The organism is Vibrio sp. 10N.247.311.14, assembly GCF_041467715.1.
GTDB lineage: Bacteria > Pseudomonadota > Gammaproteobacteria > Enterobacterales > Vibrionaceae > Vibrio > Vibrio crassostreae_C.
This window is the reverse complement of sequence record NZ_JBFSVE010000003.1, coordinates 38,311-59,871: the sequence shown is the minus strand read 5'-3', so window position 1 is coordinate 59,871 and position 21,561 is coordinate 38,311. Positions and strand designations below refer to the sequence as shown.

At 43.8% G+C, this 21,561-nt stretch carries 24 protein-coding genes; 6 read left to right on the top strand and 18 right to left on the bottom strand.

What is annotated here, in order from left to right; all coding sequences use genetic code 11:
* Positions 1-2: 2 nt before the first annotated feature.
* Positions 3-662 (top strand): sugar transferase, encoded by a 660-nt coding sequence (locus AB6F11_RS02070; RefSeq protein WP_017063903.1) that lies wholly within the window; start codon positions 3-5, stop codon positions 660-662.
* A 253-nt stretch (positions 663-915) separates the two neighbouring features.
* Here AB6F11_RS02070 and AB6F11_RS02065 read toward each other — a convergent pair whose 3' ends face one another.
* The 10 genes from AB6F11_RS02065 to artP form a co-directional block, all read right to left on the bottom strand.
* On the bottom strand, positions 916-1,431 hold the full coding sequence (locus AB6F11_RS02065) for a GNAT family N-acetyltransferase (protein WP_102393715.1): 516 nt from the start codon (positions 1,429-1,431) through the stop codon (positions 916-918).
* Between the two features lie 78 nt (positions 1,432-1,509).
* Positions 1,510-1,791, bottom strand: coding sequence for a hypothetical protein (locus AB6F11_RS02060; protein WP_102393714.1), 282 nt, complete (start codon positions 1,789-1,791; stop codon positions 1,510-1,512).
* A gap of 194 nt (positions 1,792-1,985) precedes the next feature.
* On the bottom strand, positions 1,986-2,390 hold the full coding sequence (locus tag AB6F11_RS02055) for a DUF1801 domain-containing protein (protein WP_102393713.1): 405 nt from the start codon (positions 2,388-2,390) through the stop codon (positions 1,986-1,988).
* 65 nt (positions 2,391-2,455) lie between these two features.
* Positions 2,456-2,947: a hypothetical protein gene (locus AB6F11_RS02050; RefSeq protein ID WP_102393712.1), complete on the bottom strand. Its 492-nt coding sequence runs from the start codon at positions 2,945-2,947 to the stop codon at positions 2,456-2,458.
* A 26-nt stretch (positions 2,948-2,973) separates the two neighbouring features.
* Positions 2,974-3,396: a hypothetical protein gene (locus AB6F11_RS02045; protein ID WP_102393711.1), complete on the bottom strand. Its 423-nt coding sequence runs from the start codon at positions 3,394-3,396 to the stop codon at positions 2,974-2,976.
* Positions 3,397-3,923: 527 nt separating this feature from the next.
* On the bottom strand, positions 3,924-5,105 hold the full coding sequence (locus AB6F11_RS02040) for a hypothetical protein (protein WP_102398035.1): 1,182 nt from the start codon (positions 5,103-5,105) through the stop codon (positions 3,924-3,926).
* 315 nt (positions 5,106-5,420) lie between these two features.
* On the bottom strand, positions 5,421-6,089 hold the full coding sequence (gene artM, locus AB6F11_RS02035) for an arginine ABC transporter permease ArtM (protein WP_102393709.1): 669 nt from the start codon (positions 6,087-6,089) through the stop codon (positions 5,421-5,423).
* Positions 6,086-6,772, bottom strand: coding sequence for an arginine ABC transporter permease ArtQ (artQ, locus tag AB6F11_RS02030; protein WP_017083621.1), 687 nt, complete (start codon positions 6,770-6,772; stop codon positions 6,086-6,088). The genes artM and artQ overlap by 4 nt, the downstream gene beginning before the upstream one ends.
* Before the next feature lie 3 nt (positions 6,773-6,775).
* Positions 6,776-7,507, bottom strand: a complete 732-nt coding sequence (locus tag AB6F11_RS02025) for a lysine/arginine/ornithine ABC transporter substrate-binding protein (protein ID WP_017063913.1) — start codon at positions 7,505-7,507, stop codon at positions 6,776-6,778.
* A gap of 120 nt (positions 7,508-7,627) precedes the next feature.
* Entirely contained in the window at positions 7,628-8,356 is a 729-nt protein-coding gene (artP, locus tag AB6F11_RS02020) for an arginine ABC transporter ATP-binding protein ArtP (RefSeq protein ID WP_032545343.1), read from the bottom strand.
* Between the two features lie 541 nt (positions 8,357-8,897).
* On the opposite strand from artP, the gene AB6F11_RS02015 reads away from it, so the two are divergent.
* Both AB6F11_RS02015 and AB6F11_RS02010 read left to right on the top strand, forming a co-directional pair.
* Positions 8,898-10,733 (top strand): ABC transporter ATP-binding protein/permease, encoded by a 1,836-nt coding sequence (locus tag AB6F11_RS02015; RefSeq protein WP_017061820.1) that lies wholly within the window; start codon positions 8,898-8,900, stop codon positions 10,731-10,733.
* A gap of 149 nt (positions 10,734-10,882) precedes the next feature.
* A complete protein-coding gene (locus AB6F11_RS02010; protein ID WP_017061819.1) occupies positions 10,883-11,347 on the top strand; it encodes a thioesterase family protein in 465 nt (154 codons plus the stop codon).
* A gap of 187 nt (positions 11,348-11,534) precedes the next feature.
* Here AB6F11_RS02010 and AB6F11_RS02005 read toward each other — a convergent pair whose 3' ends face one another.
* On the bottom strand, positions 11,535-13,790 hold the full coding sequence (locus tag AB6F11_RS02005; protein WP_017061818.1) for a peptidase U32 family protein: 2,256 nt from the start codon (positions 13,788-13,790) through the stop codon (positions 11,535-11,537).
* A gap of 173 nt (positions 13,791-13,963) precedes the next feature.
* Here AB6F11_RS02005 and AB6F11_RS02000 point away from each other — a divergent pair, with 173 nt between their 5' ends.
* From AB6F11_RS02000 to gltS, 3 genes are all read left to right on the top strand, one after another.
* On the top strand, positions 13,964-14,560 hold the full coding sequence (locus tag AB6F11_RS02000) for a glutathione S-transferase (RefSeq protein ID WP_240698159.1): 597 nt from the start codon (positions 13,964-13,966) through the stop codon (positions 14,558-14,560).
* A gap of 249 nt (positions 14,561-14,809) precedes the next feature.
* The gene (locus AB6F11_RS01995) at positions 14,810-16,183 is read left to right on the top strand and encodes a patatin-like phospholipase family protein (RefSeq protein WP_102393707.1); all 1,374 of its coding nucleotides are present in this window, start codon (positions 14,810-14,812) and stop codon (positions 16,181-16,183) included.
* A gap of 77 nt (positions 16,184-16,260) precedes the next feature.
* Positions 16,261-17,484 (top strand): sodium/glutamate symporter, encoded by a 1,224-nt coding sequence (gene gltS / locus AB6F11_RS01990; RefSeq protein ID WP_017078222.1) that lies wholly within the window; start codon positions 16,261-16,263, stop codon positions 17,482-17,484.
* A gap of 150 nt (positions 17,485-17,634) precedes the next feature.
* On the opposite strand, the gene AB6F11_RS01985 is transcribed toward gltS, so the two are convergent.
* The 7 genes from AB6F11_RS01985 to AB6F11_RS01955 all read right to left on the bottom strand — a co-directional run bounded on the left by AB6F11_RS01985 (position 17,635) and on the right by AB6F11_RS01955 (position 21,477).
* The gene (locus AB6F11_RS01985) at positions 17,635-18,084 is read right to left on the bottom strand and encodes a GyrI-like domain-containing protein (RefSeq protein WP_102398034.1); all 450 of its coding nucleotides are present in this window, start codon (positions 18,082-18,084) and stop codon (positions 17,635-17,637) included.
* Positions 18,085-18,132: 48 nt separating this feature from the next.
* Complete coding sequence (locus tag AB6F11_RS01980) at positions 18,133-18,366, bottom strand: hypothetical protein (RefSeq protein ID WP_010441052.1); 234 nt, start codon at positions 18,364-18,366, stop codon at positions 18,133-18,135.
* A gap of 8 nt (positions 18,367-18,374) precedes the next feature.
* The gene (locus tag AB6F11_RS01975) at positions 18,375-18,626 is read right to left on the bottom strand and encodes a Rho-binding antiterminator (protein WP_004733849.1); all 252 of its coding nucleotides are present in this window, start codon (positions 18,624-18,626) and stop codon (positions 18,375-18,377) included.
* Between the two features lie 170 nt (positions 18,627-18,796).
* Positions 18,797-19,429: a type B chloramphenicol O-acetyltransferase gene (gene catB, locus AB6F11_RS01970; protein WP_017063920.1), complete on the bottom strand. Its 633-nt coding sequence runs from the start codon at positions 19,427-19,429 to the stop codon at positions 18,797-18,799.
* A 93-nt stretch (positions 19,430-19,522) separates the two neighbouring features.
* Positions 19,523-20,254 carry a glucose 1-dehydrogenase gene (locus AB6F11_RS01965; protein ID WP_004733853.1) on the bottom strand — a complete coding sequence of 244 codons (732 nt, stop codon included), beginning with the start codon at positions 20,252-20,254 and terminating at the stop codon, positions 19,523-19,525.
* A gap of 71 nt (positions 20,255-20,325) precedes the next feature.
* Positions 20,326-20,709: a nuclear transport factor 2 family protein gene (locus AB6F11_RS01960; protein WP_017061812.1), complete on the bottom strand. Its 384-nt coding sequence runs from the start codon at positions 20,707-20,709 to the stop codon at positions 20,326-20,328.
* A 51-nt stretch (positions 20,710-20,760) separates the two neighbouring features.
* Positions 20,761-21,477, bottom strand: a complete 717-nt coding sequence (locus tag AB6F11_RS01955; protein ID WP_102393706.1) for an HAD family hydrolase — start codon at positions 21,475-21,477, stop codon at positions 20,761-20,763.
* Between the last annotated feature and the right edge of the window lie 84 nt (positions 21,478-21,561).

Genomic DNA, 21,561 nt, shown 5'->3' with positions numbered 1-21,561 from the left:
TTATGATGAACATCGAACAGCTATCTACCCAAAACCTATACCAATACAAAATCTCACGTGCTAAACGTACTTTCGATTTTGTAAGCTCACTGATTGCTTTGATTTTGCTAGCGCCCGTATTTCCGTTGATTGCGATGGCGATTGCACTCACTTCTCGTGGCCCTATTTTCTACCGTCAATTGCGCGTTGGTAAATCGACACCGGAGAAAATGGAAATCTTTGAGATCATGAAATTCCGTAGCATGTACGAGGATGCAGAAACTCGCTCTGGTGCAGTTTGGGCTACCGCGAATGACCCACGAATCACGCCTGTTGGCCGCTTTTTGAGAAAGACACGTCTTGATGAACTGCCACAACTGATCAATGTACTGAAAGGTGAAATGTCTCTAATTGGCCCGCGCCCTGAACGCCCTACTTTTTACACCAAACTAGAGAACGAAATTCCTTACTTTGCCGACCGTACATACGGTGTAATGCCTGGTATTACAGGGCTTGCACAAGTAAATCAAGGTTACGACACCTGTATTGATGATGTACGTCGTAAAGTAGGTTTTGACCACAGTTATGCACTAAGCCTATGTTCGGTTAAGTCTTGGATTGCCGCTGATCTCAGCATCATCTCTAAAACAATCATCGTAATGGTAGATGGTCGAGGTCGCTAAACCAGTATGGTCTAATGTGGATACAAAGCCTGTTTTCTATAAAGCCTTAGGGGGCGATTGGAAAGTCGCTAATGAAACACAGAGTGCCGAATTAGCCCACGTTAACTAGACTCGCTGCTCTCGGTTCTCAGTTGAATGGTGTAATAAGGTTTCTTCCCTATCAATTGACGTAAACATTGGCAATGAATGTATAACGCAGATGTGGCTTGAGTTAGGGATTAGAAATTAAGAGCTGAGAGCTCAGAGTTAAGAATTAAGAGTTAAGACGAGAAAGCTTATATTCATAGAAAACCACGGCACTTTCGTCAGAGGCTTGCTCAACAAAACCTAGCTTATTAAGTAAGTGTGTAGAGGCTATGTTTGAACGATCGACACCGCCAGTCAGTGTTGACCATGACTCCATTTTAGCGACTTCTGTGATGAAACCCTTCAGTAGCTCACTCGCTAAACCCTTGCCCCAGAACTCTTCTGCAAGCAAGTAGCCAATATGAGCATCACTTTCGTCTTCTACATAAGCGAACAGAAAACCAATCAATTGATTATCGTTGGATTTCACTTGAAGTAAGCGGCTCCCCGACAACATTCGGTCGAGCCAAATTTCAGCCAGCTCACCTGACACAATACCGTGAAAGTATGGTGGAAGGTTTTCAACGACTGACGGGATTAGAATGCCAGGTACTCGCTCAAGCAGAGCCGAACGTTCAGGAACAGTAAGTTCACCTGCGACTTCTTCTACTTTTAGTCTTTGAGTTTCAAACGAGATCGCCATGTGTCCTGCCCAATTTGATAAAAATGTGGATTATACACCTGAGTTCTCGTGTTGGCTTCGTTTCCAGGCTAAAGCAAACTAAAGAACAGCCACGCCTTCAACTTCAATCACTGAGTTAACATTTGCTCGCTCGATTATCTTGAGTAACGTCGTTTGAACTAACTCATTATCTCGGATTTCGGTTTTACAAGAAAAACGCTCTTCTTGAACACCATCGCCCTCACCCAGCATAAATTGAACCGCGACTTCCGTTGCGAGATCTTTGGTCGTCCCGTAATACGCTAACGTGATTTTTGGGTATCCGTGGTCGCCTTTTTTAACCTGCTTTGCGATACGTTTTTTGGCTTTATCTAAATTCATACAACTTCCTTTTAAGTTTGAAATACAAGGTGACTAGAACACCTTTTTAAACGGTAAGCAATACAATCAGCGTTGGTTATAGAGATTCCCTAGCCTCTTGATACTAATCAAGATGGTACAGTCTTAGCACTTTAAAGAGTGATAGCTAGAACACAGAAAACCTGTTTAAGAAATATAATGACAACATATAAGAACTACGCGCCAAGAAGTGGGAGATGTTTTCGTTGCTGATAAGTTAAGGCTAACTCCAAGCACTGCTTGATTGGTGCCTTGGGAAGTGGTTCAGTCAGTTTCAAGACGATTGCACGATTACCTTGAAATACCAATGTGCCATCGTGCAATTCTCTGAATGTGTCGATTAGCTTCGTTTGGCAGTTAAAGAACAAGTAATAGTTGTTTGGCGATTTTAATTTCCAATCGATTCGAATTGGACTGCCCGTCTTAACGCTGTAACTCGGCTCGCCCCATTTCAGAGACTCTTCGACGTCACCTAAATCCAAATCAGAGCAAAGCTCAAAGATTAATGAACGCAACTCTTCAAGCCGAGCTCGAACATCATCGGGATACTCGTCGAAATGTGTTTTGATTGCTCTGTCCATTCAACCTCCGATTCATTTGTTGTGATATTAAAGTCCAGCTTACTTAAAGCATAGAACCTTAAACATTAGCCCAACTTTAAACGAAAAGTGCCAAGCCTCGTAAATCGATTTTGAGTTATCTGTTCGTTAGCGGTTTGCAAGGCCAACTTTAAACCGTCCGTATCCTTACAACCAATGTAAACATGCTTTCCATTACTTAGGCTTAACTTCAACGCTGAACCTATCGATGCATTATACAACCAACCATCGCTCAGCATTCGGATACCAATACCTTGATACCACTTGCTTTGATAAAACGATGTCTCTGTAATGTCTGACACTTCTACATTCTTACGCCAAAAGCCAAAGCCGAAATACCAGCTTAGTACATTGTCTTTGACCTCAATGGTCATGGAGAAAAAGAGCAAAGCAATTAAGCCGTTGATGGCGTGAGCGATTAATGTCCCGGGGTTATTATCAGAGGTAACGACAATGAAAGCGCTTATCGCAACAAGGATGAGCAGCAATCCCTTGTTGGATTCCTTACTATAAAACACAGTGGCAACTCCTATAGACAACGAACAATCCACTAACTAGCCAACAGTTATCTTACTGCAGCCTTTCTAAAAAATCGTAGCAAGTAATGCAGGCATACTCCCACAACCAAACCAAGTAGCATCGCCTTGATACTACCAACCCAAAGTATCAAACCAGAATAACCTTGTCCCGGACCTAAGCCTTGTTTATTAATCACATCGACAAACATAAAACCGTTCCACAGCACATGCAGTGAGGCTGTAAATCCATGCACACAAATTGCGATGGTTCCAAGTAACTTGTACTTGTTAATAACTGGTGCGCCACAAAAAATGACAACAAGCGCAAATGTCAAAATCAGAGGGCCCGACAGTACTAAAGTGAGTGTGATTACTTCAACGTGGCTATCTGTTCCATAACTGTATGTACAAAATACCATTGTCATTGAAAACAAAAGCGAAATGAGTGCGAACCATAGCGTTCTATTCATTGGGGTTCCCTGCCTTATAGTGGGTTTAGGACAAATTCGATAATCGACAGGAAGAACTAATTACCAAAAATACGGCATGAGAAATGCCCTTGTTACACGACTATTCGATGGACAACTCAGACTTTCATAAACCCAATGTAACGGAAGACTTAGAACACAAGCTAGGCAATATAGCTTCGGCTATATTGAACCACGAGCATAGACTGAAGACAGGTGCTACGACGGAACAAGTAAGGTAGGCTCTACTCATCAAACGATGAGCAATCCACGTATATCAGCATGAGAACCGACGACATTACTTGCTTCATCTATGTAATAACACTATCCCTTAAATAACAAGAAAGGCTCTATAAATGCGGGAGCAGAAACTTCTACGCTCTTATTGACAGAGGGGGTCATATCGCCGCATTAAGGTGTGAGCAACGCTACAACTAAACCTAACCATAGCACCATAAACACAAAACCCAACGATGACACCGAAAATGCCAAGCGTTGGGAATCACTCTTAAATACTTTGTATGGAAAATTTATTCCTCGTTAAGAAATGGTTTTACGTGCTTGTTTACAAAATGGTTAGGCTTCCAACCGATAGCTAGTTTGTCAGTAATTAGTGTGTCTGCTAGTGATAGAGCCGAGCCAATAAATGGCTCAAAAGCAGATATCGTTGAGCCCAAAGCATACCTTATTGTTTTTCCCGGTGTTCTTTCCAACCAGTGTTGCCCACCCAACTCATTTAGGTATTCAGAAACCACGCCAACATCAGGGTTAACTCCAACTGTCCATTTCTTAAACCTGTCAGATTTTTCTAATAATTTTAAAAATTCTGAAAATGATCGTCTATCAGAGTCTATTACTTCCTTCACTGAAGGAAAGTCATTTAAAACCACATGTTTGAAAGAAGCTAGTTCACTTTTGTTTAACTCCGTTCTCTTAGTTGCCTGAGAGAATTTTATATTAATCAATTGGGATGAAACTGATGAGCTAAAAAAGTCACCTCCATAATGTGATGAAAGCAATAGATCTGCATGAGATTCCAAAATTTGGTTCAATAAGGTAGCTTGGTTGAAGTCACCAACATTCGGATTAAGGCGCTTCGATTTAAAAGTAATGAAATCAAAATCGATATTGCTGTGTATCTTAAATTTTTCTGTGTTATCAAGGAAATCGACATTTAAGAACAAACGACTATCAATCTCTTCTTTACCTAATTGATTAGAAACTACCTTTTGAGCACATTGATTAACATACTCTTGGTCTTGAAGTTGTATTCTAGCACTGCGTGTAATGCCATTTTTCACAAAATGGTCACTTGATAGATCATGTTTTGATACTAGCTTTAAAAAACGTTCTGCGTATTTCAAAGATTTCTTTCTATCAAAACCCATTTTTTCAATTTGGTACTGAAGCCTTTTCTTTCGACTGTGTAACTCCCCTCGCTCTTGATCCCCAACAAACTTTATTGCCGCATACAAAAACTCATTATTGTCATTGTACGTTGACAGGATTTCTTCCGTATACACCGCAGTTACACATGGTAAAGCAAGTAACCTCAAGAATAGATCCATGCCTAGTTGAGTTACAAGACCATGAAAACTTGCGTAGTCAATAATGATGTGAATATTTTGATAAAATAATAACGCCTCAGCGATCTCCCCTTTGGTTACGGGAATACCGCCCTCTGAGCGTCTAAGTACAACTTTTTCAAACACCAGAATTCTCCAAATTTTCTAACATCTATTAGACCGAAAAATTCTGCATTTAAATACAGAATCATTCTATCTAGTTTCATATGCACAGCAATTTACCACGATTAATCACAGCAATTCAGTGACTTAAAACATAGATAGACTCATTGAATGACAAAATGCAGAATATTTCCATATAGTATGAATTTCGTAAAAACCCCGACCAACTGGATATAAACACAGTCCCCTTACACATGCCCCAAAACACAAAAAAGCCTGCCATCTATGCGAACATAAATGGCAGGCTTTATACGTTAATTAAATTTGTTTGTGGCTAGCTTACGCGGCTTCGAATGCGAGGGCTTTCTTCTCTACTTGGCGGAAAATCAGCGTTAGTATGCCGTTTACTGCTAAGTAGAATGCGCCAGCAATGCCGAACACGGTTAGCGTGTCGTAGGTTTGGCCGTTGATACGCTGAGCGTAGCCCATCAAGTCCATGATGGTGATGGTGCTTGCCAGTGACGTACCTTTGAAGACTAGAATCACTTCGTTCGAGTAAGCTGGAACGGCGCGGCGTAGTGCATATGGCAGTAACACTTTAAGCGTTGCTACTTTGTCCATACCTAGTGCACGACACGCTTCCCACTGCCCTGCTGGAATGGCGTTGAATGCGCCTCTGAACAGTAGCGTGCTGTATGCGGCAGTGTTCAAAGCTAATGCTAACATTGCGCAGAACCAAGGTTGGCTTAACCAACTCCACATGAAGCTTTCACGAATCCAATCGAACTGACCCGGGCCGTAATACACCAAGAAGATTTGCACCAATAATGGTGTGCCGGTGAACAGCGTGATGATGCCGCGTGTTAACCAGTGAATCGCAGGTATTCTTAGGATTAGCGTTACCGTCATCAGCAGTGACAAGATACAACCAACCAGCAATGAAGCGCCTGTGAGTTGAAGACTGGTCACTAAGCCTTCAAGCATTTGAGAGAGGTATTGTTGATTCATGCCATTGCCCCTTTGTTACCCAAACCTTGAATAGAGAACTTACCATCAATCACTTTTACCAATCTTTGTGTGATTAAAGTGATGACCAAGTAGATTGCTGCTGCTGTCGCGTACCAAGTAAATGCTTCGTGCGTTGCAGCGGATGTTAGTTGTGCTTGTTTCAACAAATCCGTTACGCCAATCAGCGATACTAATGCAGTGTCTTTTAGTAACACTAACCATTGGTTGGTTAACCCTGGTAGTGCGTGTCTTACCGCTTGAGGTAAAACTATACGAAAGAATGAACGTGATTGAGAGATACCAAGCGCGCTTGCTGCTTCTCTCTGCCCTTTGCTTACTGCTTTCAAAGCACCACGGATGGTTTGTGAAGCGTAAGAAGCAAAGATAAGTGACAGTGCAACAACACCAGATAAGAACGGGCTCACTTCGATGAAGTCGCCAGTGATCATAAACAGAACTTGTGTCGAACCAAAGTAGATAAACAGCACGACCAGAATTTCTGGTAAACCACGAACAATCGTCACAAATGCAGTCGTTGGCCATTTGATTGCAATACGACGAGACATCTCACCACTTGCAAACAAAACTGCTAGAACCAATCCAACCAATAGGCTTACGAATGCAAGCTGAACAGTCATCCAGCTTGCTTCGACGAGTCCTAAAGAGTAACCCGTTAATTCCATAAATTACTTACCGAAGTACTTGTTGAAGATCTTGTCGTATTCGCCGTTCGCTTTCACTGCTGCAAGTGCAACGTTAAGCTGGTCTACAAGTTCTTGGTTGCTCTTGTTTACTGCGATACCAAAGCCGTTACCGAAGTACTCTTGGTTTGTTACTTGGTCGCCAACATACGTTAGGTTGTCTTCTTTCTTGAACCATTCTGCTACAACGGCTGTGTCACCAAATACAGAATCGATACGACCGTTTTTCATGTCGATGAATGCATCTTGGTAGCTTGAGTAAGGTACCGCTGTTACGCCAGTCATTTGCTCAAGCAGGAAGCTCTGGTGAGTAGAACCGTTTTGAACACCAACACGCTTACCTTCTAGTGCTGCTTGGTCTGCTACTTTGCCTTCGAAAGAGATGAATGCTGCAGAGTTGTCGTAATATGCGTTAGAGAAGTTCACCTGTTTAAGACGTGCTTCAGTGATGTCCATTGCTGAGATAGCTGCATCGTAACGTTTGAATTTAAGCGCAGGAATCAAGCTATCGAATGCTTGGTTGTGGAAAGTACAGGTCGCTTTCATCTCTTCACAAAGTGCGTTTGCTAGGTCTACGTCAAAACCTTGGATTTGGTTGTTCTCATCCATGTATTCGAATGGTGCGTACGTTGCTTCCATTGCGAATTTGATTTCTTCTTGAGCTGCTGCGTTGAAAGAAGCAAGGCCGATAAGTGAAGCTAGTAGAATCTTTTTCATTTTGTTACTCCGAATACTGTGTAATAGCGGCCTGTGGCCATTCTTATAATTTGATTGTTTTAATTGATGTTGTGTTTAGCTAGATCTAGTGAGTCAACTTTCTTTTAATAAGTGACTTACTTAATGAGTCAGATACTCGGCAAACTCAGGTGTCTGCGGATTAACGAATGAATCGCTGGTGCCGTGTTCAACGATGTACCCTTTTTCTAGGTACAGAACGTGGCTAGCAATCTTCTTCGCGAAATCGACTTCATGCGTCACGACCACTTGGGTAATGCCCGTTCCGCTCAATTCTTTAATAATGCTCACGACTTGGTTGGTGATCTCAGGATCAAGCGCCGCTGTTGGTTCATCAAACAACAACACATCCGGTTTCATCATCAGCGCACGTGCAATCGCAACACGCTGTTGTTGACCGCCAGACAGTTGAAGTGGCCAAGCGTCTGCTTTGTCGGCAAGTTGAAGTGTCTTTAGGACTTCTTGCGCTTGCTTAATCGCTTCTTGCTTATCCAAACCCGCCACTTTGGTTGGTGCTTCAATCAAGTTTTCCATCACCGTCATGTGTGGCCATAAGTTGTATTGCTGGAACACCATGCCGACTTTACGACGAAGTTTAAGCCCCTGCTTCTCTTGGATTTGGCTTGAAAAATCGAATTGCTCGTTCGCAATGTCTAATTCGCCGTTGTCCGCGATTTCTAGCAGGTTCAATACACGCAGTAATGAACTCTTGCCCGCGCCGCTTGGGCCAAGCAATACCAAGGTTTCGCCACTCTCACAGTCGAAACTGATGTCGTGAAGAACTTGGGTATCACCGTATGATTTGTTGATGCTCTTTACTTGAATACTCATGCCACAATACTGCATTAATTGTCATTTGTTGGTTATTCTATTCAATCCGAGTTTTTATGCAAGAAAAATGTATAAAAAACTACTTTGTTGAATTTTTGTAACAAATATTCCACAAAAAACAGTCGCTATAACTGGTCTTACAACCAAAACTTACAAGTCATTGATAAAGCTAATATCGAGATAAATAGCAAACGTTTTGCTATCAGTTTATAAATCATCGCACGGTTGCTTGTTTATGTGTGCACTCTCCTATCAACGCTAATTTACTTGCATAAAAATTAGGGTTAAATAGCTTGGTTTCCTATCCAACTGACTGGATCAAAATGCTTAGTTTTCCTTTAAGGTCGTTTCGAATTATTCACTTAGTGTTGATGAAATATTGGAAATTGAGTTTCCTAGGGAGCGTCACAGCGCAATAAATGCTTTAATGGGTTCGATTCTCAACAACAATTACTGCCCAGCGAACAACGCGCAGTACAGGCAATTAGCCATAAGCAACAAGCCATCTATTTTTAAAGCGACAACACATTAAGGCAGTCATATGCAAAACGATGTCTCTTCTACGCTCGACTCGAACCAGCGACAGACTCAGCGATCGACTCAACAAGCGCCAGAACCCAAACCTGAGAAAAAAAGCCTCAGTATTTTGTTTGAGCTGAGTAAATTCATTCAGCCTTATAAAGGTCGTGTTATTGCTGCGTTGATCGCGTTGATCTTCACAGCGAGCTTAACCCTTTCAGTCGGACACGGTATTCGTCTTCTTATCGACCAAGGCTTCAGCCAACAATCGTTGTCAGACTTAGGCAGCGCGATTCAATTCATCATGGTGGTGGTCGTGCTGATCTCGATTGGCACCTTCTTCCGCTTCTATTTGGTCTCTTCTGTTGGTGAGCGAGTAAGTGCGGATATACGCCTGTCGGTTTTCAATCACGTGGTGACGCTGCACCCGAGCTACTTTGAAACCAATGGCAGTGGCGACATCATGTCGCGAATCACCACGGATACTACTCTGCTTCAAAGCATCATAGGTTCATCGTTCTCTATGGCGATGCGCAGCGCGTTGATGTGTATTGGTGCAATCATCATGCTGTTTGCGACCAATATTAAGCTGACGTTGATTGTATTGGCCTCGGTGCCATTTATCTTGATTCCGATCCTTGTTTATGGGCGCCGTGTAAGAGCCCTATCTCGCCAAAGCCAAGATTCCATGTCTGATGTGGGTTCTTACGCAGGTGAGGCAATTGAGCACATTAAAACGGTGCAAAGCTACAGCCGAGAAGAGCAAGAGAAAGCATCATTCGCGGTAGAAGTGGAAAAGGCGTATGAGATTGGTCGCCAGCGTGTAAAACAGCGCGCGATTCTTATTTCTGGCGTTATCGTGATTGTATTTAGTGCTATTGCAGGCATGCTTTGGGTTGGCGGCAGTGATGTTATCAACGGCACTATGTCGGCTGGTGACTTAGCGGCGTTTGTGTTCTACGCAATTATGGTTGCTTCATCGTTAGGTACGATTTCTGAAGTGATGGGTGAACTGCAACGCGCGGCAGGTGCGACCGAGCGATTAATCGAGATCCTACAAGTTGAAAGCCATATTGTTGCGCCAGTTGCGAATCCAACTTCGCTTGCTAACGTAACGCCAGAAGTTGCATTTGATGATGTGACCTTCTGTTATCCATCAAGACCGGACCAACCCGCAACAAGCAACCTCACGCTTACTGCCCATGAAGGCAAAGTGTTGGCACTGGTTGGCCCGTCTGGCGCAGGTAAAACTACCCTGTTCGAACTGCTGCAACGTTTCTACGACCCACAAGTGGGTAAGGTCACCTTAGGCGGTGTTGAACTGAATCAGTTTGATCCTAACGAGCTAAGAAAGCAGATGGCATTGGTACCGCAACAACCTGCTCTGTTCAGTAACGATGTGTTCCATAACATTCGCTACGGCAACCCGCAGGCAACAGACGAGCAAGTGATCGAAGCGGCGAAGAAAGCGCACGCACACGAGTTCATTCAAAACCTACCTGATGGCTACAACAGCTTTCTTGGTGAACGTGGTGTAAGGCTTTCTGGTGGGCAGAGACAACGTATTGCTATCGCACGTGCCATCTTGAAAGATCCAAATATTCTATTGTTGGATGAAGCAACCAGCGCACTAGACAGTGAAAGTGAGCATCACGTACAACAAGCGTTAGAAGAGTTAATGCGTGGCAGAACGACGATCATTATCGCCCATCGATTATCAACAATTAAACACGCCGACCAAATTGCGGTGCTCGATAAAGGACAACTAGTAGACATCGGCGACCACCAGTCTCTCATCAATAGCTGCGAATTGTACCAACGCTTGGTTGAGCTGCAATTCAAACACCTTAGTGCCTAACTATTGAGTGGATGTGCAACTAAGTCACTGACATTGTGTGGTTTCAAGCTTCAAAAACTTAAATCACGCGTGTTGCAGTTTTGTTAATTTAGCGGTAGGGTTTTTATTCCAATAACAACTTATCCCTACATAACAATAAGAGAGTTCGCATGGAAGCACTATTATCTGACTACCCGGTAGTAACAGAAATCCCTGTCGCTTGGGGAGAAATGGACGCACTCAATCACGTTAACAACGCTGTATATTTTCGCTATTTCGAAACCGCTCGCTTAGATTTTTTCAAGCACGTCGAGCTGATGGAAGAGATGGCGATTACCAAAGTTGGTCCTGTTCTTGGTGACACTTACTGTAAGTATTTCCGCCCAGTCACGTATCCAGATACCTTGATGGTCGGCTCACGTGTTACCGATATTCAAGATGACCGATTCACCATGGAATACGCGATTGTCAGTAAGGCTCAACAGAAACTGACGACCGTTGGCACTGCGACTATCGTGATGTTTGATTTTGCTTCGAACCAGAAAGCCCTGCTCTCGCTGCGCTTAACCAATGAAATCGAAAAGATGAACACGTTGAAAAGCCCATGCTTCAAACAAGAAGCCGTGACAGAATAACGTATTCGTTGGTTGAGAAAGATTCAGAAAGTTTCAGACATTAAAAAGGCCACTCGATTGAGTGGCCTTTTGTTTATTGGTTCAGAGTGCTTATAAGCGGTTGAGCGTTATAAACCTTGAACGCTCTTTGCGTTAGAAGCTATAAGCCTTACAGCCCATAGACATTGAACCCTATAAACCTTGTACGCTATAGACCTTGCACGTACTGAGCATTAGTTCGAACTTCAACCATCTGCTCTAGGTTCTGTTGTGAACCTTCAACGCCGTTCAGTAGCGCTTCGAAATGCTTGATAAGCTCAACTTTGTCTTTCACTTCTTTAGAACCTGCACCGATGTTGGTTAGGTCAATGAAGAACTCGTCGAACAGACCAGAGAAGTCAGTTACTGCGTCGTGGTTCAAGAACTGCTCGTGGTTGTAAATGCTTGGGTAGCCACCCTTCTGTTTATCAACCGCAAAAGAGATGCCTTTCACGTTGGTAATCGTGGTCGCTTTCTCACACTTCAACATACAACCTGCTTCGATGCTTGGCTTGTTACAACCCACGGTTCTTTGGAAGAAACACTGACGGCTGGTCATCATCAAGATTGGGTGGTAAATGCTGTAGAACAGTTTGAAGTTCTCTGGGCGACGAATATGACGAATCTGACCTTTGTTGATCTCGTTCGAAATGAATGCGCCTGCACAGTTCAGCTCTTCTTTCAGAGTAACCAGTGCGTGAGAGTTGGTCGTGTTCATGAACGGGCCTGCAACCCACTCAATACCCATCTCGTAAGCTTTGTAAGCAATACCCGTGTTGTTGGTTACGATGCGAGCTGGCTTGATCTCTTCAAGAATACGAACCGCTTCGTCGTAATCTTTACCGATCAATACCGCTGGGAACCAAGGAATCAAACGTGGGTTTGCTGCCAAGATGTCGATGTACTTGTTACAACGCTTCTTGAAGCTTTCTGGAAGTTTGAAGTAAACATCCGCGTCAGTCACGTCACACAGGTGTAAGTCTTCTACATCGGCGATAAGCATCGACATAGTCGGCTTCTCGTTCACTTTAGGGTGCTGAGGCAGTGCTGGCACTTCAACGTGCTTAATCACTTCCACAGAGCCGTTCAGAATGAAGTCGATCTCGTCTTTTAGGTCTGAAACTTCTTTTAGAGGAATCAACAAGCCTGCATCCACTTCACTGAAGTCGTGGCTTTCTAGCGTGTGAACTGCACTCTTCACGTTTTTGAATCGCTTCTCAAGTAGCTCTTGAGTAATCGCCTTCTCTTCAACCGCTTTCAATAGCGATTTAGATTGAAGAGTAAAGTTCTCTTTTGGCGTGTTCACAGTCACCGTAAATGGTTGACCCACTTTTACGCTGAACGACAGTGCTACTGGTGTCTTGCGAATATCAAGGAACTCGATCTTGTCACGCATTTCGTTACCAAGAACGTCTTTCGCTTGGTGAAGTTCGTTGGTCACTTCTTGAATCTGTACAACTGAGATTTCGTTGTTCTGCTCCGTCGCTTTTTCAACAGCGTAGTTCATGCTGTTGTCGCGCGGGTTATCGATGAACATGTCTTTCGTTAGGTTGCCCTTTAGGAAAGAGTTGGTGAAATCACGGTTGAATACTTTGTGTAGGTTCGAATCGTCTTCGATCAACAAACCACTTTCTACAAAGCTATCAATCTGTTTACGCCATGTGTCTACCACAGTGTAAACGTAGTGTGCGCCTTTAATACGGCCTTCTACTTTCAATGAGTCGACTTTCGCATCAACCAATTCAGGTAGGTCGTAGTAAGCTGAGTTATCTTTCAGGTTAAGTGGGAACTTGTTGCCCGCGTTGGTGATTTCGTACTCATCACGACACGCTTGGCTACAACGACCACGGTTACCTGAGTTACCCACACTTACTGAGCTTGAGTAACATTGACCAGAGAATGCGATACACAGAGCGCCGTGTACGAACACTTCGGTTAATACGTCGTGATCGTGTGCCACTTCCGTCAGCATCTTGATTTCAGGCAGGTTCAACTCACGAGACAAGTTAACGCGCGTCGCGCCAATCTTAGACAAGAACTTAATCTGGCCTTCGTTGTGCGTAGTTAACTGAGTCGACGCGTGAACGTCTAACGATGGGAAATGCTTCTTAACCAGGTTGAATAAACCCAAGTCTTGAACAATGATGCCGTCCACTTTGGTGTTCACAAGCTGGTTCAGCAGTTTGGTGATGCTCTTAGTCTCGTGCTCCAGTAGCACAACGTTAAGAGTCAGGAACACTTCACAGCCGTATTCATGAGCAAGGCGAATCACACCATTCAATTCGTCTAACGACAGGTTAGAGGCTCTGTTACGAGCGTTGAATGTGTCTAAACCACAATAAACTGCATTAGCACCCGCTACGATGGCGGCTTTTATCGCTTCTACATCGCCACCTGGGGCTAATAACTCAATTTTTCTGCTCATTTTTGAAGTCGCTCACTTACTTATAATTTTTAAGCCGCGTATTCTACCCACATCACGATCTCTTTACCACCGTACAACACTTTTCAAACTAAATGACCTCAATAATGCCGAACGAATCCGATCTACCTATCCTTTATTCTTTACGCCGTTGCCCTTATGCAATGCGCGGACGAATGGGCATCGCACTATCACAGCAAAAAGTGTTACTTCGAGAAATCGTTACCAAAGACAAGCCTAGCGAACTATTGGCCAGTTCGCCAAAAGGAACAGTGCCTGTATTGGTGTTACCCAATGGACAAGTCATTGAACAGAGCTTGGATGTGATGAACTGGTCACTTCAACAAAACGATCCTCAAGATCTTCTGCGTTCAAGCAATCCAACGCTTAGCGAACAAGTTCAGCAGCTCATTAAAACCAACGATGAAGAATTTATTGGTCACTTAGAAAGGTATCGTGCATCGGTTCGTTACCGAAACATCGATGTTGAACAACGCCGACAAGCCTGCGAAACCTTCATTAAGCAGTTAGAAGTGCGACTTACCGATCAGCCCTACTTTTTTGGAGAAAGCCCAAGCTTGGCCGATTTTGCGGTGATGCCTTTCGTCAGTCAGTTTGTGCGAGTCGAAAAGAAGTGGTTTGTGAAATCGGAATATCAAAACGTAGGACGTTGGTTAAGATCGCACCTGGAAAGTAAGCTCTACACCCAAGTCATGAAGCAATACCCTTTGTGGAATGAAACCAAGCAAGATTGTGTTTTTGGATACCAGTAAGTATCTATAAATTGCAGGAGATAACTTCAAATTGCTGGGAATAACTCTAAATTGCTGAAGATAACTATAGATCACCGAAGATGACTCTAGATTACTGAAGATGACTGTAAACAGTTCTAAATAAGCTTGATTACCTCTAGATTGTTATGAAAATCGTGACACTGAATTACAGGTGACGCCATTGATGGCATATTAGATATCAACGAAAATAGCCTTTCACTCAACCTCAACGTTAGTTTGAAATGCGCTATGCCAAAAAACAAAGTGAATACGTTCAACACACCTAGTCCCGATTTTAAAGGGTTCGCGAAAGTTTCACTGTTAGTGGTCTTCTCGCTTGCCCTTTCAGGCTGTAGCGCGAAAAACAAAGCAACCAACACAGGCCAATCTGCCGCGCAGAAAAATCAAGCCTACACGGCGAAGAGCTTCAATAAACCCAATAGCAAAGTCACGTTGATCCTCTCTTTTTCTGGTGGCGGCACACGTGCGGCAGCGCTTTCATATGGCGTGTTGCAAGCATTGCGCGACACCAACATCGAAATCGATGGTGAAACGGTCAATCTGTTAGATGAAGTCGATATGATCAGCTCGGTATCCGGTGGCAGCTTTACCGCCGCCTATTATGGTATCTATGGCGACCAGATATTCGAAGATTACGAAGAAACGTTCCTTTATCACGAAGTCTCGAAAGATCTGTTTTCCATCCTTTTATCTCCTACTTATTGGTTCTCGTACGCCACCAGAACAGACAAAGCCACCGACTATTACAAAGCCAACATCTTCGGCGAAAGCACGTTTGCCGACATGTACCGAGAAAATGCGCCCTACATTGTGATTAACGCAACCGACATTTCAACGGGCTCGCGTTTTTCATTCACACAAGAGTACTTTGACCTGATTTGTTCAGACTTAAACAGCTATTCCGTGTCTAGCTCGGTGGCCGCCTCTTCTGCTGTCCCTTTTGTATTTACTCCTGTTGTGCTTGAAAACAAAAACGACTGCGACAAAACAGAACACATACAACCCTCATTCGACGCCACCAGTTACCGCAACCGAAATCTGATCAAGTCGTTAGAGTCATATAGCAATAAGGATGATGTGAGTTATCTCCACCTTGTGGATGGCGGGATTACTGACAACCTCGGTTTGCTGTCGGTGTATGAGATGTCTGAATACTTGCGTTACAACGACAACGAAGAGCTGAAAAACTTGTACGACACCCAGCACGCGCGTCCTATTGTCATCATTTCGGTTGATGCATCGACGAACCCAGAATCTGGCATTGGAGAGTCAATTGAAGCGCCTTCCATGAAACAAACGGTGGACGTCATCACCGATATCCAGCTGCATCGCTATAACGACACAACAAAAGATTTGATCGTCGACGAGTTGCAGTCTTGGTCGGAGCTGGCCTCTCATCAAGGTCGTAAGGTTTCTCCGCACTTCATTGAGATCAGCTTGAATAAATCAGACAACAGTGCCAAGCGATACTTACTCAATCAAATTCCGACGGACTTTATGATCGACAAAGAAAACGTCGACCTATTGATTGAAGAAGGTAACAAACAACTTGTTGCCGATCCGGAATTTCAAAACTTCTTATCATTTGAATATAATAAATGATGCTAATCTAGTTGCTTATTAAAGCGCAATCTGGCCATCAAAAATTACGTCATAATTTCACCTTTACAAGGATCACTATGGAATTTGAAAACAACATCTTACATCTCGGGTCATTCTTTGCTGTGACCATGGGGATCGTGGTTCTATTTATCGGTCGGAGGCTCAATCAGGTCATCGGTTTTTTGAAAGAGTTCAGTATTCCAGAACCTGTCTCTGGCGGGATTTTGGCATCGCTCCTGTTCGCGGCTCTTTACGCGACGACCTCAATCGAAGTGCAGTTTGATCTGTTTGCTCGCGATGTATTATTGGTCTACTTCTTTACCACGATTGGTATTAACTCAAGTTTGAAAGATCTGTTCAAAGGCGGAAAGCCCTTGGTCATTTTGCTAGCAATCACTATCTTCTTCATGATCATGCAGAACATCGTCGGTATTTCTGTCGCATCAATGTTTGGCCTAGAGCCTGTCTTTGGTCTACTCAGCGGAAGTATTTCACTGATTGGCGGACATGGCACCGCGATTGCTTGGGCACCCAAGGTTGCAGAAGAATTCGGCCTAGAAAGCGCAATGGAAATTGGTATCGCCAGTGCAACGTTCGGGCTGATTTTAGCCAGCCTTATGGGCGGTCCTATTGCAAAGTTTCTCATCAAGCGTCATAACCTCAAACCTACCGATGAGCAATCAGGCTCAATCGATTCAAATGCCAAAAAGCAACAACAAGCCCTCACATCATTTCAATTTTTAGACGCCGTGTTAGCGATCCATATTTGTGTCATTGTCGGCGCGTTGCTTAATGAATTGATCAGTCAGACAGGATTACAGCTTCCACTGTTCGTATCGTGCTTGTTTGCGGGTATCGTGATCACCAACGTAATGCCAGACTCCTACCCTAGAATCTCGGGCGCAAAATGGCCGACACGCTCGCCCGCTATCGACTTAATTGCTGAAATCTCCCTGGGTACATTTTTGGCGATGTCATTAATGAGCATGCAGCTTTGGACGCTCATTGACTTGGCGGGTCCTATCTTCGCGATATTGGCAATGCAGCTGCTACTGGCCGTGATAATCAATATCTTCATCGTGTTCCCATCAATGGGTAAGACCTATGATGCGGCTGTTGTATGTGCTGGGTTCGGAGGGATTTCGTTAGGTTCAACACCGACAGCCATGGCAAACATGTCGGCAGTAAGTCAAAAGTATGGGCATTCAGCACAAGCCTTCATCATCGTGCCATTGGTATGCGCGTTCTTCATTGATTTAGCGAACGCCCTGATTATTCCTTACTTCATGAGAATGATGTAGCTGACCTTTGTTAAGACGGTACACCACAATTTGTAAAAGCGGTGTACCGCAATTTATTTAGGCGGTGTATCCCAATAAAAAGAGCCGCTCGTATAGAGCGGCTCTTTTGCTAATGACTAAATTTGACTATCACTAACGACAACCCAAAGCTTATTGAATCGCTATCGAAATCTCGACTTCAGTTTCACCTTTGTAAAATTCAAAGTCTGTTGTGTAAGTTCTCACATGTGGGCAATCCGCTGCGTTGAAGTACGCCCACACCTCTCCCCATAAATCGATGACCGCTTGAGGAAGTTCACCTTCAGCAGAAAACGTCAGATATTTGCCTGCTTCAATCTTGGTTTCAATAAGATTATTTAAGTCTTGATCCGTTAACGCATTAGCACACGCGATAACATCAAACTCACCCGTAAAATCAGACTCGTAATTAGTGTAGACACCGTACACTTTTGAATCCGGCGTCAGTTTGGGAAAAGCCTGATCAAAAAAGCCCTGCCACAATTGACCTATCTTCGCTTTAGTTGGGTCAACCTCATCCTGATTAGTGGTTCTTACTGAAAACCCATACGCCTTTACGGCTTCAATCGTTTCTACTTTCATTCGTTTTATCCCTAAGCCAACGATGGTTTGAGCATATTGAATCGATACCTAATCTTCAATCTCTTTGTGACCACACTTCTCACACACTATATGACGAGAAAATTCGTCCATAGATGCGATAAATGGGCCAAGGAACCAACCTTTTATCATGCCTGCCCAAAACTCGCTTCGCTTTTGGTTAGGTTTCTCTGCAAACGCACTCGTCTTTCTGACCAACACCACAACGTGCTGTGTATCTTCTCGGCATGCGGTGCAATAGCATTGTTCTATGGTGTTATTCATTTGAAAGCCTATGACGTTTTGAATGAAATCTGCTGAAAATGAGGGTTGTCGACACAAACTTCTAGTGTGGAAAGGTCAGTGAGTACGACAAGTTGTTCTACACCTTGAATACTGACCTTAATGCACTCTTCACGGCTATCATTGCGTTGAGTATCTAATCCGACACATTCAATCTGCTCGCCAGATTTCAGCGTTAATTTGATTGGGTATCGGTGCATACACACAATCTCAATATAATCGTAATCGTTGCAACTAATCATAATACCCTTCCAATTCATCCACCACGCTAATGCGACATGCCATACTATTCAATATCTTTACAATCAATAAGTTACTCGTATCACAATCGCATTGCCATAATCAGATTATTGAGTAATTTGTTAAATTTAATCTCGTTCTCACCATTCACATTTCATCTGTGAACGACAATTTAAGGCTTCAAGAATCCTTTCCAATAATGGTACAAACCACCAATGTCTGAAGAACACATTAGCGACATTGCGCCTTTGATTTGTTCTTCGCTCCATTCCCACCATTTCATTTCTAGCAACTGAGCGATTTCAGTCTCATTGAAACGATAACGGATATGGCGTGCTGGGTTTGAACCGACAATCGAGTATGGCGCGACATCTTTAGTCACAACCGCTCGACTTGCGATGATGGCTCCGTCACCAACCTTAACACCACTCATGATCATGGCTTCTGTACCAATCCACACATCGTTACCAATCACGGTATCACCAGAGCGTTCAAAGCCGTCTATCGCACCTTCAAACTTCTCATCGTCTTGATAGAAAAACGGGAAGGTACTCACCCACTGGTTTTGGTGGCCTTGGTTGCCCGCCATCATAAACACGGCGCCAGAACCAATCGAGCAGTAGCTGCCAATGATCAGCTTATCGATGTCGGTTCTATCCGGTAATAGGTAACGCGCACAGTCATCAAAGCTGTGGTTATGGTAGTAACCCGAGTAATAGCTGTGCTCGCCCACGATGATGTTTGGGTTGGTCACTTGTTCTTTGAGTGACTTTCCAACAAACGGGCTTTCAAAATAGTTTTTCATGGTTGTACTCTTAGTTTCGTTCTTTTAGTTAGGTACTTTTGTTGCGTGTTGATGGTTGTAACTTGTTTATATTAGTGTAAAGGCCAACGTGCCCTATCGACCGCCCGCAATATCAATAAATGAGCCGGTTACATAAGAAGCTTCGTCTGACAGTAACCACGCGATAGAGTTAGCGACCTCTTCTGGCGTGCCACCTCGTTGTAATGGTAACTGCGAAGCTAGTCTGTCTACGCGATCAGGCTCTCCGCCGTCTGCGTGCATTTCAGTGTAGATACAACCTGGCCTTACACCATTCACTCGGATATTGCGTGAAGCCAATTCAAGCGATAAGCCTTTGGTCAGTGAATCCATCGCACCTTTGGATGCTGCGTAATCCACATACTCAAACGGTGCACCTGTGCGAGAAGCGGCAGACGATACATTCACAATCGAACCCGCGCCATCAGCTTGTTTGATAAAGGCTTTACTGCACAGAAAGCAGCTTGATACGTTGGACTTCATCACCTTTTCAAAGCGATCCAATTCAATATCAACCAATGGTGACTGGGTAAACAAGATCCCGGCATTATTGACCAAATGAGTCACTGGGCCTAGCTTGTTACGAGCAATCTCAAACAAAGATTTCACATCCGATTCAACAGACACATCCGCCCGCACGCTTATCGCGGTTCCGCCTTGTTCGCGAATCTCGTTCACTAGATCTTCAGCTCGCGACTCATTGTGTATAAAGTTAACGCATACGGCATAGCCTTTACTGGCCAATAATTTAGACGTCGCTGCGCCAATACCTCGGCTCCCGCCTGTTACAATCACTACCTTGCTCAATGAAACCTCCTAATGTTTACTTATTCTGTGCAACCTGATTGTTCGTGACAAACTGATCGTATCGATACAAACTAATTGTTCGATACGATCTGAACCCACTGCGATCGCCACGCCGGCGCTTCGAATGGGTCTGGCCAAAACTCAGTTTGCTTTTGAATTAAACCATCAACCACCGTGTGAAAGGTAATCACTCGGCCTTTCAACACACTGTCAGTGACCGAAACGTCCGTGACTACCGTATCACCTTCACAGACAATCGAATTGAGCGTGAATTCCCAAACACCATTGGCTGGGTATTCAGTATTGATTGCAGTGAAGTTGTCGCGCCCTAACGTCAATTCAGACGACTGCGGCCAATAGCCTTCAAAATCTGCGGTTAGCCATTCACCTGCCTTTGCAAAATCATTACTGCGCATTGCATCCCAAAATCCCAATACCACTTGTTTTGGTGTCATTATTCTTCCTTAAAGTTATTTACGTGTGGTGATTTTTAAATGTCTGCTTCGTTATGCGTACTTGCTAATGATCGTTAAAAGATCATCGACACTGTTAGCAATGTATTCGGGCTTGGTTTGCCAATTTTCAGGTTTCGATCGGCTATAACCTGCTGCAACGGCAATCACTTTTGCGTTTTTACCCAGCGCGGCTTCAATATTGCGAGCAAACTGTGTGTCCGCTTCATGGTCACCGATGTACATCAAACAAAGCTCGTTAGTCGGATCGGCGCCAAATATGTTCTCGACACATTTCACACCACCAAATGGATGGGGTTTTTGGTTACCGATCGAGACATCGTCATAGCCCACGACCGATTTAAACAAATCGCCGATGCCATAACTGTCGAGCACACCACGAATATTCAATTGAGAGTTTTGAGAGCAGATCCCATGAGGAAGATGAGCAAACTGATTAACCACGGTTTCCATTCCTTCAAACAAGGCAACGGCTGTTTGGTTTTTCTCTTGATGCTCTGCCCACATTCCACCAGCGATCAACATTTCATCGTGTGATAAACCGTAATAGTCGACATACAAGGCTTGCCAGTTTTTAGCCCCGTGGTTGGCTTCATGATAAAGCGCTTCGCTAAGCAAATATTTAGGTAAGTTGTCACCTGACAAGTGTGGTGCGACTAAAGAGATAATGTCTTTTGTGATTGCGATATTCTTTGGAACGGAATTGACTAAGGTTCCATCGTAATCCCACAGGATGGCATCTAACTTCATGGTGTATCTCGTTGTTTAAATTGACGATTTCAATTTATCACTTGAAGCCCTGTTGAGGGAAACCTTATTGTCTTGAATTTGAAA

Bases quoted from the DNA above. Each gene is read 5' to 3' on its own strand.
- AB6F11_RS02060 (WP_102393714.1), bottom strand. From the start codon at position 1,791: ATGAATTTAGATAAAGCCAAAAAACGTATCGCAAAGCAGGTTAAAAAA.
- AB6F11_RS02055 (WP_102393713.1), bottom strand. From the start codon at position 2,390: ATGGACAGAGCAATCAAAACACATTTCGACGAGTATCCCGATGATGTT.
- AB6F11_RS02010 (WP_017061819.1), top strand. From the start codon at position 10,883: ATGGAAGCACTATTATCTGACTACCCGGTAGTAACAGAAATCCCTGTC.
- AB6F11_RS02045 (WP_102393711.1), bottom strand. From the start codon at position 3,396: ATGAATAGAACGCTATGGTTCGCACTCATTTCGCTTTTGTTTTCAATG.
- AB6F11_RS02070 (WP_017063903.1), top strand. From the start codon at position 3: ATGATGAACATCGAACAGCTATCTACCCAAAACCTATACCAATACAAA.
- AB6F11_RS01980 (WP_010441052.1), bottom strand. From the start codon at position 18,366: ATGAATAACACCATAGAACAATGCTATTGCACCGCATGCCGAGAAGAT.
- AB6F11_RS01960 (WP_017061812.1), bottom strand. From the start codon at position 20,709: ATGACACCAAAACAAGTGGTATTGGGATTTTGGGATGCAATGCGCAGT.
- AB6F11_RS01985 (WP_102398034.1), bottom strand. From the start codon at position 18,084: ATGAAAGTAGAAACGATTGAAGCCGTAAAGGCGTATGGGTTTTCAGTA.
- gltS (WP_017078222.1), top strand. From the start codon at position 16,261: ATGGAATTTGAAAACAACATCTTACATCTCGGGTCATTCTTTGCTGTG.
- AB6F11_RS02000 (WP_240698159.1), top strand. From the start codon at position 13,964: ATGGGCATCGCACTATCACAGCAAAAAGTGTTACTTCGAGAAATCGTT.
- AB6F11_RS02005 (WP_017061818.1), bottom strand. From the start codon at position 13,790: ATGAGCAGAAAAATTGAGTTATTAGCCCCAGGTGGCGATGTAGAAGCG.
- artP (WP_032545343.1), bottom strand. From the start codon at position 8,356: ATGAGTATTCAAGTAAAGAGCATCAACAAATCATACGGTGATACCCAA.
- artQ (WP_017083621.1), bottom strand. From the start codon at position 6,772: ATGGAATTAACGGGTTACTCTTTAGGACTCGTCGAAGCAAGCTGGATG.
- catB (WP_017063920.1), bottom strand. From the start codon at position 19,429: ATGAAAAACTATTTTGAAAGCCCGTTTGTTGGAAAGTCACTCAAAGAA.
- artM (WP_102393709.1), bottom strand. From the start codon at position 6,089: ATGAATCAACAATACCTCTCTCAAATGCTTGAAGGCTTAGTGACCAGT.
- AB6F11_RS02015 (WP_017061820.1), top strand. From the start codon at position 8,898: ATGCAAAACGATGTCTCTTCTACGCTCGACTCGAACCAGCGACAGACT.
- AB6F11_RS01955 (WP_102393706.1), bottom strand. From the start codon at position 21,477: ATGAAGTTAGATGCCATCCTGTGGGATTACGATGGAACCTTAGTCAAT.
- AB6F11_RS01975 (WP_004733849.1), bottom strand. From the start codon at position 18,626: ATGATTAGTTGCAACGATTACGATTATATTGAGATTGTGTGTATGCAC.
- AB6F11_RS02025 (WP_017063913.1), bottom strand. From the start codon at position 7,507: ATGAAAAAGATTCTACTAGCTTCACTTATCGGCCTTGCTTCTTTCAAC.
- AB6F11_RS01995 (WP_102393707.1), top strand. From the start codon at position 14,810: ATGCCAAAAAACAAAGTGAATACGTTCAACACACCTAGTCCCGATTTT.
- AB6F11_RS02065 (WP_102393715.1), bottom strand. From the start codon at position 1,431: ATGGCGATCTCGTTTGAAACTCAAAGACTAAAAGTAGAAGAAGTCGCA.